12 protein-coding genes are annotated in these 14108 nt (G+C 58.9%); all 12 read right to left on the bottom strand.

Translation table 11 applies throughout. The annotated features are described in order from the left end of the window. The 12 genes from spoIIP to trpB all read right to left on the bottom strand — a co-directional run bounded on the left by spoIIP (window position 1) and on the right by trpB (window position 14107). Window positions 1–1335, bottom strand: a complete 1335-nt coding sequence (spoIIP, locus tag SDD30_RS12680) for a stage II sporulation protein P (protein WP_434075292.1) — start codon at window positions 1333–1335, stop codon at window positions 1–3. Then, window positions 1328–2080: a DUF1614 domain-containing protein gene (locus SDD30_RS12675; RefSeq protein WP_434075291.1), complete on the bottom strand. Its 753-nt coding sequence runs from the start codon at window positions 2078–2080 to the stop codon at window positions 1328–1330. The genes spoIIP and SDD30_RS12675 overlap by 8 nt, the downstream gene beginning before the upstream one ends. Before the next feature lie 179 nt (window positions 2081–2259). Then, the gene (fni, locus tag SDD30_RS12670; RefSeq protein ID WP_434075290.1) at window positions 2260–3306 is read right to left on the bottom strand and encodes a type 2 isopentenyl-diphosphate Delta-isomerase; all 1047 of its coding nucleotides are present in this window, start codon (window positions 3304–3306) and stop codon (window positions 2260–2262) included. A 21-nt stretch (window positions 3307–3327) separates the two neighbouring features. Further along, a complete protein-coding gene (locus SDD30_RS12665; RefSeq protein WP_434075289.1) occupies window positions 3328–5553 on the bottom strand; it encodes a bifunctional 4-hydroxy-3-methylbut-2-enyl diphosphate reductase/30S ribosomal protein S1 in 2226 nt (741 codons plus the stop codon). Between the two features lie 118 nt (window positions 5554–5671). Next, complete coding sequence (locus SDD30_RS12660; protein WP_434075288.1) at window positions 5672–6253, bottom strand: lysophospholipid acyltransferase family protein; 582 nt, start codon at window positions 6251–6253, stop codon at window positions 5672–5674. 404 nt (window positions 6254–6657) lie between these two features. Beyond that, on the bottom strand, window positions 6658–7320 hold the full coding sequence (gene cmk, locus SDD30_RS12655; RefSeq protein ID WP_434075287.1) for a (d)CMP kinase: 663 nt from the start codon (window positions 7318–7320) through the stop codon (window positions 6658–6660). Between the two features lie 76 nt (window positions 7321–7396). Then, window positions 7397–8704, bottom strand: coding sequence for a 3-phosphoshikimate 1-carboxyvinyltransferase (gene aroA, locus SDD30_RS12650; RefSeq protein ID WP_434075286.1), 1308 nt, complete (start codon window positions 8702–8704; stop codon window positions 7397–7399). Between the two features lie 93 nt (window positions 8705–8797). After that, entirely contained in the window at window positions 8798–10012 is a 1215-nt protein-coding gene (locus SDD30_RS12645; RefSeq protein WP_434075285.1) for a prephenate dehydrogenase/arogenate dehydrogenase family protein, read from the bottom strand. Then, window positions 10002–10844, bottom strand: coding sequence for a prephenate dehydratase (gene pheA, locus SDD30_RS12640; RefSeq protein ID WP_434075284.1), 843 nt, complete (start codon window positions 10842–10844; stop codon window positions 10002–10004). Before pheA ends, SDD30_RS12645 begins: the two co-directional genes overlap by 11 nt. Beyond that, entirely contained in the window at window positions 10841–11869 is a 1029-nt protein-coding gene (aroF, locus tag SDD30_RS12635; RefSeq protein WP_434075283.1) for a 3-deoxy-7-phosphoheptulonate synthase, read from the bottom strand. The genes pheA and aroF overlap by 4 nt, the downstream gene beginning before the upstream one ends. Window positions 11870–12129: 260 nt before the next feature. Further along, window positions 12130–12912 (bottom strand): tryptophan synthase subunit alpha, encoded by a 783-nt coding sequence (trpA, locus tag SDD30_RS12630; RefSeq protein ID WP_434075282.1) that lies wholly within the window; start codon window positions 12910–12912, stop codon window positions 12130–12132. Next, entirely contained in the window at window positions 12902–14107 is a 1206-nt protein-coding gene (gene trpB / locus SDD30_RS12625) for a tryptophan synthase subunit beta (protein WP_434075281.1), read from the bottom strand. The genes trpA and trpB overlap by 11 nt, the downstream gene beginning before the upstream one ends. Between the last annotated feature and the right edge of the window lies 1 nt (window position 14108).

The following is a 14108-nucleotide window of genomic DNA, read 5'->3' as shown; positions in this document are numbered from 1 at the left end:
TCAGTCCTTTTGCCAGTCCGCCCGTTCGTCATTGGTGTCAATCTTCGTATGAGGTTTAGCTAGCGGCCGGACTGCATCCCCTTCCTCACTCATTTCTTTAGTGATCTCTTCCTTTTTAATATTGATATTGATATTACTCTTAAGGTCTTTGTTCACCAGGGGTTTAGAGGCCTGGCGCCAGCCCAGCAGGTTGACCCATTCTATGGAGGTAAATTGTTTTAACCTGACCAGGGCCTTTTCCCAGCTGCCGGCCGAAATCAAGAGGAAAATACCGCCGCCGACGACAAAGGCCAGCAGGACAAAGAAGACACCTTTCCAGTCGGCAGCCGTACTGGGAGTCCGGGCCGCTGTCGGAGTGGCAGCGAAACCCAGAACCGGTGGTACGACGTCGGCGAAGAGGGCAGCCCCCCGCTCCGCTTCTTGACGGGTGTTGGTATGGGTACCAACCTCCAGGAGCATAGCCCTGGGGGAGAGGTCCTGGTTATAGCTACCAGCACCGATGAATATCCCTTTGATTAAGCCGGGGTAGCGGGCATCGGCTGCTGCCTTCAATCTTTTAGCATAATCCAGGTTGGCGCCCATATTCTGGTTTTCCCGGCCGACGACCAGCCGGACCATGGTGACATCCTGGCCGTTAATGGTGCGGCGGTAAAAGGTGGGATCAGGTACACCATCCCGGTGGATATCGAACAGGGCCGCCGCCCCTTTTTGCAGTAAGGACAATGCCGTGCGGCGGGAACGCCGGTAAGCGCCGTCGTCATGGGGGGCATGGGAAGTCGTATCGTGGATGACCGTCAACCCCAGGCTACGCAGGCGATCACTGAAGGCGCTACCGACCTTGAGGATACCACCGTTGCCGGGAATACTTTGCGTACCGTCGGAAGGTACGTAGGATTCATCGTCATGGGAGTGGTAAACGCCAATTATCTGGCTGCCGGCCTGAGCCGGAGCCGCACTACCCATAGGGCTGGGTTGGCCGGCCAGGGTGGGGCTCTCCTCCCCATTGAGGGAGATCTGCTCGATACCTATTTCCCGGCAGATGCCCCGGTTGCCCTCAATACGGATTACCCGGTAACGATGGTTGTCAGCGGAGATAAACTCATCATGGATATAGACTTTGCGAGCCATCATATCCAGGACCCGGCCCTGCTCATCAACCAGGATGGAGTATTGACCGCTGGTATGGTTAACTGGCAAAAGCTCGGTCAGGCTGAAAACCCGGGCAGCCGGTACCCGCTCCTGATTCCGATTATAGCCAATGGCCAGCAGGGCCAGGGCCAGGACTAGCAGACCCAACCCACCCCAGACGCGGATGGAACGGCTGATTTTATTCATTACCCTCGCCCCCTCTGCCTTGAGTTGACTCAGTGTTTGTATCCGCCGGGGTTCGTTTCAGGGTCGGACCTTTCAGGCCTGCCAGCAAGGAACGGTCGTGGGTACCAATTTGCGGGCCGCCCTGCACCCTTTCCCTAATTTCCCCGATTAATTCTGCCAGGAGAACAGCTACCACGGCAGCCATAAAGGTGGCGTCAATAATCCCGGCGCCGCCGAAGGCCACAGTCCCCCGCAGGCCCAAGCGCAGGTAAAAGATAAGGTCAGTAAGGTCCAGTAGCAGGACGCCCAGGATTGCTCCCACAAAGGCTGCCCGGCGGGAACGGCCGACCAGGTAGGCTACTAAGCCAGCGACGATGGGGTAATAATAAAGGGGATCAAGGAGGTTTAGGGCGTAGACATTCCAGGCTTCGCGGCCGCGGGTGATGTAGGTGATGCCGAAAAGAACGGCAGCAGTCACAACCGCCCCCAGCAGGGCCCGCCCTGTCTCCCGGGCTGTACCGGCCCGGTAGAGGACATAAACGGCCAGGCCAAGGGGTATCAGGGTACCGCCGACATTGAGGGAAGTAACGACGCGGCCGCTGGTCAAGGGGATGTTGATAAAGCTGCCGGCGATCATGGCCGCAATCAAGACCAGGGCGGTACGATCGTTCAAATACAGGCGATCCAGGACCCGGTGAGCCAGGCCGAAATAAACCAGGCCAAAGATAATAACCAGCAACAAAACGCCAATGGTATATCCCGTCATGGGAATCCTCCTTCCAGGAATAGATTTCCCCGCCAGGATAGAAATATACTGCCATCAAAAAAAGCCCGAATGCTAAGCATCCGGGTCTTCTCTACCACCGCCTCGCCGCGGCTTCGTGCTAAATTTACTGACGCTTCGAGCCGGATCGCCTTCCACCAGATCCGCCAGCCCTTTTTTAACTATACCCGATGGTATTGTATTCCCTCCAGCCAGGCTCTGGTCTGGCCGGTGATGACTACCGGGCTGATGGCCAGGTCGGCTGGAGTACGACAACCAGTTAGCAGGCAGATGCGTTTTAAGTCTTCCTGCCAGTTAAAGATCTCGCGGGTCAGATTATCTTCACCCTGTTCCAGGAGGATTTTAAGAAAATAACCAGCGGCGCCGACGATTCTGGCCCCTAGGGCCAGGGCACCGGCAGCATCCAGGGCGTGGCGGATACCGCCGGTAGCTACGATCTCTACCAGCGGGCCCAGGTATTTAATCTCCAGGATGCTTATTGCCGTGGGTAATCCCCATCCCGTTAGAGCGGTAATCTGGCGTTCCCGGCGCCTGTTTTCAATGGCAGCAAAATCGGTCCCCCCGCGGCCGCCGACATCGAGAATCCGGACACCGGCATGGTACAGCTGCCGGGCCGCTTCCCGGGAGAGGCCAAAGCCGACTTCTTTGGCGATAACCGGGACCTCCAGGGTAGCGACGAGGTCCCGGATATTATCCAGCCAGCCCCGGAAGGAGCGGTCACCCTCAGGCATGACCAGCTCCTGGGCTGCATTTAGATGTACCTGTAACCCGTCGGCGGCAATCATATCTACCGCCTTAGCCGCTATGGCCGGGGGGTTGCCGGCGCCGATGTTGGCCAGGATTAACCCGTCCGGATTTTCCTGGCGCACGACGGTAAAACTCGCCCGCCACTCTTTATTCTCCACTGCTCCCTTCTGGGAACCTACGGCCAGGGCAATACCCGTCTTCCGCGCCACCCGGGCCAGGGCGGCGTTGATGGCCGTTGTCTCTGGCGGGCCGCCAGTAAGGGCGTTAATAATAAAAGGGGCGGCCAGGGTTTTCCCCAGCCACCGGCAACTAAGATCGATATCGGACCAGTCAAGTTCTGGCAGGGCCTGATGGATAAGGTGGACATCCTCCAGGCCGTTGCCGCCGCTGTTATCTCCCTGGAAAAGGCGCAGGTGTTCCAGCTTGCGCCGGCCCCGGCCTTCGTTCTCTTTATCTTTCACGTCAAACCCTCACTGGCAGCGTTACTGGTCGGCGGATTGGTTTTCCTCAAAAAGCTCCCCAAAGAGGTCGCCAAGTTTAACGCCGCTATCACTTTGAGGTTCGGCAGGCTTTTCCGCCGGCCGGGGTTGTTTCCTGGCCTTTTCCCGGGCAGCCTGGCGCAGGCTCAGGCTCATCCGCTGGGCTTCCTGATCTACCCCCAGGATCTTTACCGGGATGGTTTCGCCAACGCTGACGACGTCCTCGGGTTTATCGACGTGGCGGTCAGCCAGCTGGGAGATGTGCACCAGGCCTTCAATACCCGGTTCAACCTCCACAAAGGCACCAAAGGGGGCCAGGCGGAGAACTTTACCTTCAACAACGGTTCCTACCGGATAGCGTTCGGCTGCTGTGTCCCAGGGATTGGGCAGAAGTTGCTTGCGGCCCAGGGATACCTTACCGCCCTCCCGGTCGATGCCCAGGATCTTTACTTCAATTTCCTGGCCTTCGCTCAGGGCATCCCGGGGATGCTCGACCCGGCCCCAGGATATTTCCGATACATGGAGCAGGCCGTCAACCCCGCCCAGATCAACGAAAGCACCAAAGTTAGTTAAGCGCCGGACAATACCCTTCCGTACCTGGCCAGCCTCCAGGCTTTCCCAGGTGGCCTGGCGCTGTTTTTCATATTCCTCTTCGAGGATGGCCTTCCGGGAGAGAACGACTTTATTCTTGCTGCGGTCGAGTTCAATTACCCGCAGGCGCAGGGTCTGGCCCAGGTAGGCGTTCAGGTCTTCAACATAACCCTTTTCTACCAGGGAGGCCGGTAAGAAGCCCCTGACACCGACGTCAATCAGGAGACCACCCTTGACGACTTCGATAACTTCGCCGGTGATCTCTTCGCCACTGGCCAGTTTCTCTTCTAATTTTTCCCAAGCCACCCGCCGGTCGGCCCGTCGCTTGGACAATACTGGATGGCCTTCTTCATTTTCCGGCCGTAAAACCATAACCTCTATCATATCGCCCTCGGCTACCACTTCATGGGGGTCGGTCACGTTACGATGGGATAGTTCGTTCAAGGGAATGATCCCCTCGGATTTACCTCCCACATCTACCATAACTTCATTATCCGTTATCTGGATGACCGTACCCCTAACGATGCTGCCGCGGCGCAGTTCCGGCATCCTGGCGGTTATCTGCTGCATCTCATTACGCTGCTCTTCCTGGGTCCCGGTTTCTTCCGCAGCTCCCTCTGGTACCTCCTGTTCCTCATCGGCAGCAGCATTTTCCGTACCTGCCGCCGGTTCTCCGGTCCCGTTTTCCGGCTCGACAACTACCGCGTTACCTTCTGGCTCTGCTGGGGCTGACGCCTCGCCAGCGGCCGCTGGTTCCTGGGCGGTTACCGGTACCTTTTCTTCTTCCGGGACCATCGTTTTTTCCTCTCCAGTCAACATTACAACTACCTCCTCAATAATCCACGCTGGGGTCGAAGCGCCACCTGTGACCCCGACCCTCCGGGTATTTATGAACCACTGGCGACACAACTCCCCGGCCCTTTCCACATGGTAAGTTGGCGTCCCCGTCGCCCGGCAGAGTTCTGCCAGGTGACGGGTATTGGCGCTTTCCTTACCACCGACGACGACCATTACGTCTACCTGGCGCGCCAACCTGATTGCCGCTTCCTGGCGCTGGTGGGTGGCCTGGCAAACGGTATTGTGTACTACCAGAGTATCCGTATTGGAACGCAAGGCTGCAGCAACTTCCATCAAACGGGATTCCGGCTGGGTAGTTTGGGCCAGGACCGCCCGCCGCGGGTGAAAGGGTAAAGCTGCCGCTGCTTTTTTATCAGGAACTACCACGGCCCCCGGTCCGGCCCAGCCCAAGATGCCCTGAACTTCGGGGTGACCGGCTTCGCCAACGATTACGACCTGGTAACCGGCCGCAACCATCTTTTGAGCCAGCCGCTGGGCCCGCCGCACGTAAGGGCAGGTGGCATCGATGATCTCCAGGCCCTTAGCCCGGGCCCGGTCCAACGTTTCCGGGGTTGTCCCGTGGGAACGAATCAAGATCCGGTCGCAATCGACCTCTGCCAGGGAGGCCACCGGGCGGACGCCTTCCCTGGCGAGTTGCGCCACCACCTGGGGGTTATGGATCAGCATACCCAGGGAGGCCACCGGTTTGGGAGCCCGCCGGGCCTTTTCTACGGCGCGCGTGACGCCGAAACAAAACCCTGCATAATCGGCCACAATCACTTCCATTACTGGTTCTGGCATGAGATAAAGACATCTTCTCCTACTCAGGCTAAAAACTAGTTTGCTGATTCCCGGCAAACAATATTACATTTCGCGAAAAAGCCGTAAAATCCTGCCTGCCGCTAAAAAAAGCCGCTTATTAGACCAGCATTTTCTTTATTTCCTGGTAGGCGGCTGAGGTTAAGTCCTGGACCTGCTGAGGTGTATAGCTTTTGCCGGAAATTGTCATTTTTAAGGGGCGACCGAAGGTCACCCTGATGCGGCCGCCGCGAAAGATCCTATTGGTATCTTTAACGGCTACCGGTACCAGCGACGCCCCGGTCTTTAGAGCCAGTACCGCTGCCCCGGCCTGAAAGGGGAGCAATTGCCCGTCCGGGCTCCGGGTACCCTCGGCAAAGATGCCCAGGACCTGGTCCTGGCGAAGGACTTGCAGGGCGGTTTTCAGGGCGGCCCGGTCTGCTTCCTCACGGCGTACCGGAAAGGCCTGCAGGCCCTTGATGATGTATTTAAAAATGGGAAGGCGGAAAAGTTCTTCCTTGGCCATAAAGCGCACCAGGCGCGGGCAGGCGACGCCGACGGCCACCGGATCCAGGTAGGAGGTATGGTTGGCGACGAGGACCACCGGGCCTACCTCCGGTATATTCTCCCGGCCCCGGACTTCCCAGCGGCAGATAAAGCGGAGAAAAAGATAGCAGATGAACTTGGCGAAGTAGTAAAACACCTTGGGTTCCTCCGAAAATAGGGTTCTTGCGAAAATAAATTCTTGTAGTAAGCCTTTGGCTAGGGGGCTGGCGGTACAGGTCTCCAGGCTCCGTGGTTCTCGGCGAGCAAACTTGGCGCTCAGCCTTTTTCGGCGGCGGGGGCGGCTCGGCTGTATCTCTTTGAATAAACGCAGCGGGGAGCGGAACTCTTCGTTCCTTAATTTACGTTACGATCCCCATCCCGTTCACCGCCGCCTCACTGCGGCTTCGCTGAGTTTGCTTTACGCCTCGAGCCAAGTCGCCTTCCGCCTGTACCCGCCAGCCCTCTACTCAACCCATATTTTCATATCTTCATGGCGGGGGCGTTAGCCCCCATGAGGGGCTCCTCCGCAATGAAGAGGCATCCAAATAAAATGATTACCGATTAGGGGTCAATCAGGGTCAGCAAACGGGCTACTACCTCGGTAGCGGTCATCTGATCGGTATTGATAATAATCGCATCTGGGGCAGGCTTTAAAGGAGCTACTTCCCGCCCGCTGTCCAGGGCATCCCGTCGACGGATCTCTTCTTTAATTTTTTTCAGCTCGACTGGTTGGCCGGCGTCCAGAAGTTCCCGGTGACGCCGCCGGGCCCGTTCTTCCAGGCTGGCTGTCAAGAAAAATTTATAGGGGGCCCCGGGCAGGACCCAGGTGCCGATATCGCGACCATCCATGACTACCCGGTTGGAGGTAGCCATTTCCCGCTGCAGTTTTACTAGCCGTTGACGCACCTCAGGTACACTGGCGACCAGGGATACGTGACGGGAGACATTAGTTTGCCTGATGGCCGCCGTAACTTCCTCGCCGTCGCAGTAAACGGCTATACCCCTGGCGCCCCGGTCCTCCAGGCGAATAGCAGTCTCCTGCGCCAGCTTTACCAGGCGCTCATTGTCATGAAGCTTGATTCCTTGGCGCAGGGCCTTCCAGGTCAGGGCCCGGTACATGGCGCCGGTATCGATATAGAGATAGCCAAGCCGGGCCGCCAGGAGCCGGGCCACGGTACTCTTACCGGCACCGGCGGGACCGTCGATGGCAATATTACCTCTCAAACCAGGTCATCCTTTTCTCCCATTTCTTCTATCATAACCGTGCATAACCGTGCATAACCGTGCCTAGGCCGGGTTTTTAAGCCTCCCCTTCCCGCCATATAACCCCCAACCGGGCCAAGTCGGCCGTAAAACCAGGATAGGATACAGCCATACATTCGGCTCCCCTGATAACCGTTGTGCCGGTAGCCACCAGGCCGGCTACAGCCAGAGCCATAGCCAGGCGGTGATCGCCGTGGCTGTCCACCACGGCCCCGTGGAGATGACTCCGGCCCTTAATCAGGAAGCCATCAGACCAGGGGGCAATATCTGCCCCCATCCGGGCCAATTCTGTGGCTACCAGGGTAATGCGATCGCTTTCCTTGACCTTTAATTCGGCGGCATCCCTGATGGTGGTTTCTCCTTCGGCCAGGACGGCAGCCACCGCCAGGACCGGTATCTCATCTATCAACCGTGGTATTAGGGGTCCACCAATCTCCAGGCCCCGCAGGCAGCTGGAGGAGACGCGAATGCTCCCGGCAGGTTCGCCACCTGTTTCCTCCGCCGGGGTTATCTCCAGCTGCGCTCCCATAGCCGTCAAGGCATCGATTATTCCTGTACGGCTGGGGTTTAAATTGACACCCTCCAGGGTAATTTCCGCCCGGGGGTGCAGGCAACCGGCGACCAGGAAGAAGGCCGCTGCCGAGATATCCCCTGGTATATTGATGGTCAGGGGCTGAAGGGGCTGCCGGCCTCTGATCCTGATCCGGTTACCCTCCACCTGGAGGTCGGCCGCGGCGGCCCGGAGCAGGCGCTCGCTGTGATCCCGGGAGGGATAAGGCTCGGTAATGACCGTCTCACCGGGGGTAAAGAGACCGGCCAGGAGGAGAGCCGACTTCACCTGGGCGCTGGCTACGGGAAGGGTGTACTCCAGGGGCTGCAGGTTGCCACCCCGGACGCTTAAAGGGGCCAGCTGGCCGTCGCGCCGGCCCCAAATCTTCGCCCCCATGGCCTGTAAAGGCCTGGTTACCCGCCCCATAGGCCGCTGGCGTAAGGAAGGGTCGCCGCTCAGCACGCTGTAAAAGGGCTGCCCGGCCAGCACACCCAGGAGCAGGCGCATGGTAGTGCCGGAGTTGCCGGCATCGAGGATCGTTTCCGGTTCGCAGAGGGAATTTAACCCCCGGCCCCGTACTGTTACCCTACCTTCATCCGGACCGGTAATGTCCGCCCCCAGGGCCCGCAGGCAGGCCAGGGTGCAGAGGCAGTCAGCCCCAGACAGGAAGCCATTAATGGTGGTCGTACCATTGGCCAGGGCGCCGATGATGGCCGCCCGGTGGGAGATGGATTTATCCCCCGGCGGTTTGATGACTCCCTCCAGGGTATGCGGCGGTTGGATTATAAGATCCATGCTATCTCCTAAATTCTATATAAAAATGGTTGTCAGCCCTTCCCCAGCCTACTTAATTCAAACTACCAGGAATAACCCCTGCTGTCAAGGACTTTAAAGCATTCGCACGTTAATCCCAGAATCCTTTAAGATCTCCAAAGCCCTGGTGGCAGCCGCCGCTGTGGTAAAGCCCAGGCGGATGCTGCCTCCCTCCCCTTCCCGGACCCGCAGGATCTCGATATCAATAATATTAATGCCGGCATTCCCCAGGGAAGTGGCCAGGGCGGCGATAACCCCGGGCCGGTCGGGGACGGTAACCACCAGTTCATAGAGGGCCGGCAGGAGGCCCTTCTGGCGGGCCGGAACCTGGGAGCGCAAGGCCCGGGCCTGGCTGAGGGCGGTTTCCAGGCCCTGAGCGTCGCCCCGGCGGATCATCCCGGCCAGGGCGTCAATCCGGTCGCGCCAGGAATTCAGCAGGGCCAGGATGGCCTGCTGGTTGTGCAAAAAAATATCCCGCCAGATGACCGGGTCACCTCCGGCGATGCGGGTAGTATCCCGGAACCCACCGGCGGCCAGCATCAAAGTCAGGGGGTGCTCCCGGGCTAGCTCCCCGGAAGCCCCCACCAGGCTGACGGCCAGAAGGTGGGGTAGATGGCTGATACCTGCCACAATGAGGTCATGCTCGTCAGGGTCCAGGGTAATAACCCGGGAACCCAGGGCCTGGAGCAGGTTCGTCAGGTCTTGTTGGGCTTCCCTGTCAGTGCTTGGAGTTGGTGTCAGGATATAGACAGCATTCTCCAGCAGGTAACCATCGGCAGCACTGATACCGGCGCGCTCGGAACCGGCCATGGGATGCCCGCCAATATAACGGGCCCGGCCCCGGAAGATCTTTTCTAGTTCCCGGACTACCGCCCCTTTGACACTGCCGGTGTCGGTGACAATGGTACCAGGGTCCAGGAAGGGGGCGATATCCCCTGCCAGCCGTCCCAGGACCCCCACAGGTACGGCCAGGATAACCACCCCTGCACCCTGGACTGCAGCCGCCGGGTCAGTCGCCACCCTGGTGATGGCCCCGCTTTCCAGGGCCGCTGTCATGGTTTCCGGATGCCGATCATAACCTGCTATTTCCTGAACACCGCACCGGCCCAGGGCCAGCCCCAGGGAACCGCCAATCAGCCCTAACCCTAGGATGGCCACCCGGGAAATAGAGAGCGGCACCTTGGTAGCAGTACGGGGATTTGGCGCTGGTGTTTCCTGGGAGTGATGGTCTTCGTCCTTTACCGGCTTGCCGGTGAAAACTGAAGCAATAATGGGGTGGTTACCGTTCATAATCTGCACCCCCATTACAGGTATAAGAGCCCAGAACCAATAATAAAGACGTTCTATTTTTCAGGCCTGCCAGGACATCCTTTAAAGGCGAATCCGTTGCTTTTCCTTCACAATCGATAAAGAACAAGTATTCACCGAGCTCTTGTTTGGTGGGCCGGGATTCAATCCTAGTCAGGTTGATCCCAGCCTCCGCAAAGTCCTTTAAAATAGCATAGAGGCTGCCGGGCCGGTTGGCCACTGCTGCTACCACCAGGGAGGTTTTATAAGGACCGGGTAGCTTCGGGGTTCCCTGGCCCAGGATCCAGAACCGGGTTTTATTATCCGGATAGTCCTCAATCTCTGTAGCTACCAGGGGCACCTGGTACAACCCGGCGGCGAAGGTAGAGGCAATGGCTGCCAGGTCGGGCCGTTGTTGCGCCTGGCTGGCAGCCGCGGCCGTACTGGTTGTCGGTTTGATAGCAACTCCGGGGAGATTTTGGGCCAGGTAATGACGACATTGGGCCAGGGCCTGGGGGTGGGACCAGACCTCCTTAATGGCTGCCAGGTTACCGGCCCGGCTAATTAAACAGTGGTGGATAGGCAGTACGACCTCACCGGTGACCTGGAGTTCTGGAGTCTCCAGGATCAGGTCCAGGGTGAGGTTGACGGCCCCTTCGATGGAGTTTTCTACGGGTAAAACAGCCGCTACAGCCCGACTGTCGCGGACGGCAGCCAGGACCTCAGGTAAATCAGGACAGGCCAGGAAGAGATCCTGGCCTGTCAACCGGCCCCAGATGGTTGCGGCTTCGTGGGAGTAAGTACCCTGGGGGCCCAGGTAGGCTATGCCCTTCATGAGGCCCATCCCTCCCCTAGCCGGCCGCCGGCGGCCATGATGGGTCGGATTTCCCTTACCAGAGCGGCGAATTCTTCCGGGTTCAAGGACTGGGATCCATCAGAAAGGGCCTCCTGGGGATTGGGATGGACCTCGATCATGAGGCCGTCGGCCCCGGCAGCCAGGGCGGCCCGGGCCATGGGGGCCACCATAAAGCGGCGCCCGGTCCCGTGGCTGGGATCGACGATGACCGGCAGGTGGGAGAGGTGCTTTACCGCCGGTACGGCGCTGAGGTCCAGGGTATTACGGGTATAGGTTTCAAAGGTGCGAATACCCCGTTCGCATAAAATTACCCGGCTATTACCTTCGTTAAGAATGTACTCTGCCGCCAGGAGCCATTCCTCGATGGTGGCTGAGAGGCCGCGCTTTAAGAGAATCGGTTTACCGGTCTGCCCAGCGGCTTGTAGGAGGGCGAAGTTCTGCATATTGCGGGAACCAATCTGGAGGACATCGGCCACACCGGCCACTTCGGCGACCAGATTCTGATCCATTACTTCGGTGACTACAGGGAGGCCCGTGCGTTCCCGGGCCTCGGCCAGGAATTCCAGACCCTTCGTTGCCAGTCCCTGAAAGGAGTAGGGTGAACTACGGGGTTTGTAAGCCCCACCGCGCAACATAGTCGCCCCTGCCTCTCGGACGGCAGCGGCAGTCTCCAGGAGCTGGGCACGACTCTCAACGGCGCAGGGCCCGGCGATTATCTGCACCTCCCGGCCACCGACAACAAGACCACCAACCTCTACCCGCGTATCCTCCGGGTGAAAATCCCGGCTGGCTAGTTTGTAAGGCTGCAAAATGGGGACTACCTTTTCCACCCCGGCCAGGGCAGCCACGGTTTCACACTTTAAGCGCGTTTTGTCACCGATAGCCCCGAGAATCGTCCTCTCTATACCCTGGGACAGGTGCACTTTGAATCCCTCCCGTTCCAGGCGGGTGATGACTCCCTGCTGTTCTGCTTCAGTGGCTCCGGGTTGCATAACGATAATCATGGTTTACCCCCCTGAAAACAAAACGTCACCCCCGCCAGGAGTGACGTTTTTTGTTCAAAAGAAACTCTCCTGCCGTCCTAACCATCCTACCTTGGCGCTAACCCTGCATGTTATCCCACTATACTACCATTACCTACACTATAGAATATAGCACAGCTGCCCCCTCCTGGCAAGGGGCAAACTGGTGGGGATAATCGCCGCCGGTAAACGACAAAACCTGGGTACAGCCTAAACAAGCAAGGCTGGCCAAAGAATTAGAGCTATATAGCCTCCCGGAGGCCTTGCACCAGCTTCAGGGCGCCGGGTAACCCCTGCTCATGCAGGGCCTTGACTAGGGCACTACCGACGATAATACCGTCTACCAGGGGAGCCAGCAGGCGGGCCTGCTCCGGGCTGCCGATACCGAAGCCGATGCCTAAGGGCTGTTCTGTAACCGCCCGCACCGCCGCCAGGTATTCTTTAATTCCCGGGGGCAGGCCCTCCCTGGCCCCTGTAACCCCCGTTACGGAGACACAGTAGATAAAGCCCCGGGCGTTAGCAGCAATTTTTAACAGGCGTTCCCGTGGAGTCGTCGGGGCTACCAGGGGGATCAGGGCCAGAGCTTCCGGTTCCACGGCCTGCCTTAAGGGAGCGCTCTCTTCCAGGGGTAAATCAGGAACAATCAAACCATCAACCCCGGCAGCAGCCAGGTCGGTGCCTACCCGCTCCAGGCCGTACTGGAGGAGGGGGTTATAGTAACTCATGAGGACCAGGGGAAGCTCTAAGCTGGTGCGCAGTTCCTTTGCCAGGTCGAGGATCCCGGCCAGGGTTACCCCGGCGGCCAGAGCGCGGTTACCGGCGGCCTGGATGACCGGGCCATCGGCTACCGGGTCAGAAAAAGGAACTCCCAGTTCAATGAGATCAACCCCGGCAACAGCCAGTTCCCGGACCGCTTTCCCAGTAACCTCCAGGGAAGGGTCCCCGGCGCAGAGGTAAACGATCAGGGTTTTACGTCCCTCCTGCCGGCGGGCGGCAAAGGTAGCAGTTATTCTTTCAATGCCCATGGTTAGTACTCCCTTCCTTGAGGATGGCGGCCACTTGCTGGACGTCTTTATCCCCCCGGCCGGAAAGGTTAATGATTATTATCTCTTCTGGAGCCAACCGGGGAGCCAGTTCCATGGCCAGGGCCACGGCATGGGCACTCTCCAGGGCCGGAATAATGCCTTCGGTGCGGCTCAGGAGTTGAAAGGCCTCCAGGGCAGCGGCATCAGTTACGGCTTTGTAGGTGACCCGGCCGCTATCCTTGAGGTAGCTATGCTCCGGCCCGACGCCGGGGTAATCCAGGCCCGCTGAGAGCGAGTAAACCGGCCGGACCTGGCCATTGGCATCCTGGATAAGGTAACTGCAGGCCCCCTGGAAGACCCCTGGGCGGCCGGCAGTTAAGGAGGCAGCATGCTGGCCGCTCTCAATCCCCAGCCCGGCGGCTTCGGCGCCCCACATCTTAATTCCTGTTTCCGGGATAAAGGGGTAAAAGAGGCCGATGGAGTTGCTGCCGCCGCCCACACAGGCTACCAGGTGATCAGGCAAACGACCGACGGCAGCCAGGATCTGTTCCCCGACCTCCCGGCCGATGACGGATTGAAAGTCCCGCACTATCATGGGAAAGGGGTGGGGGCCGACTGCTGAACCTAGGAGATAATAAGTGGTCTCGACGTTGGTGACCCAGTCTCGCAGGGCCTCGTTGACGGCGTCCTTCAAGGTGGCGCTGCCGGTGGTTACCGGTATCACCCTGGCCCCCAGGAGTTCCATGCGAAAGACGTTCAGGGCCTGGCGACGGGTGTCTTCGGCGCCCATATAGATAATACACTCCATACCCAGGAGGGCTGCCGCCGTAGCTGTGGCCACCCCGTGCTGGCCGGCCCCCGTCTCGGCGATAAGGCGTTTCTTACCCAGGCGGCGGGCGAGTAAAGCCTGGCCCAGGGCGTTATTGAGTTTATGGGAGCCGGTATGATTGAGATCTTCCCGTTTGAGGTAAATCCTAGCGCCGCCCAGGTGCCGGGTGAGGTTGGCTGCGTAATACAAGGGCGTCGGCCGGCCGGCGTATTGTTCGAGGTAATACTGGAGTTCCTGCTGGAAGCTGGCATCCTGGCTGGCTTTCCGGTAAGCATGTTCAATTTCTCCCAGAGCAGGCATCAGGATCTCGGGTACATACTGCCCCCCGTAGGGGCCAAAATGGCCCTGGCTATCTGGCAGCGCCATA

The organism is Moorella naiadis (nom. illeg.), from assembly GCF_051020825.1.
In the GTDB taxonomy this organism is placed as follows: domain Bacteria; phylum Bacillota; class DSM-521; order Neomoorellales; family Neomoorellaceae; genus Neomoorella; species Neomoorella naiadis.
This window is presented reverse-complemented; position numbering and strand designations above follow the sequence as displayed.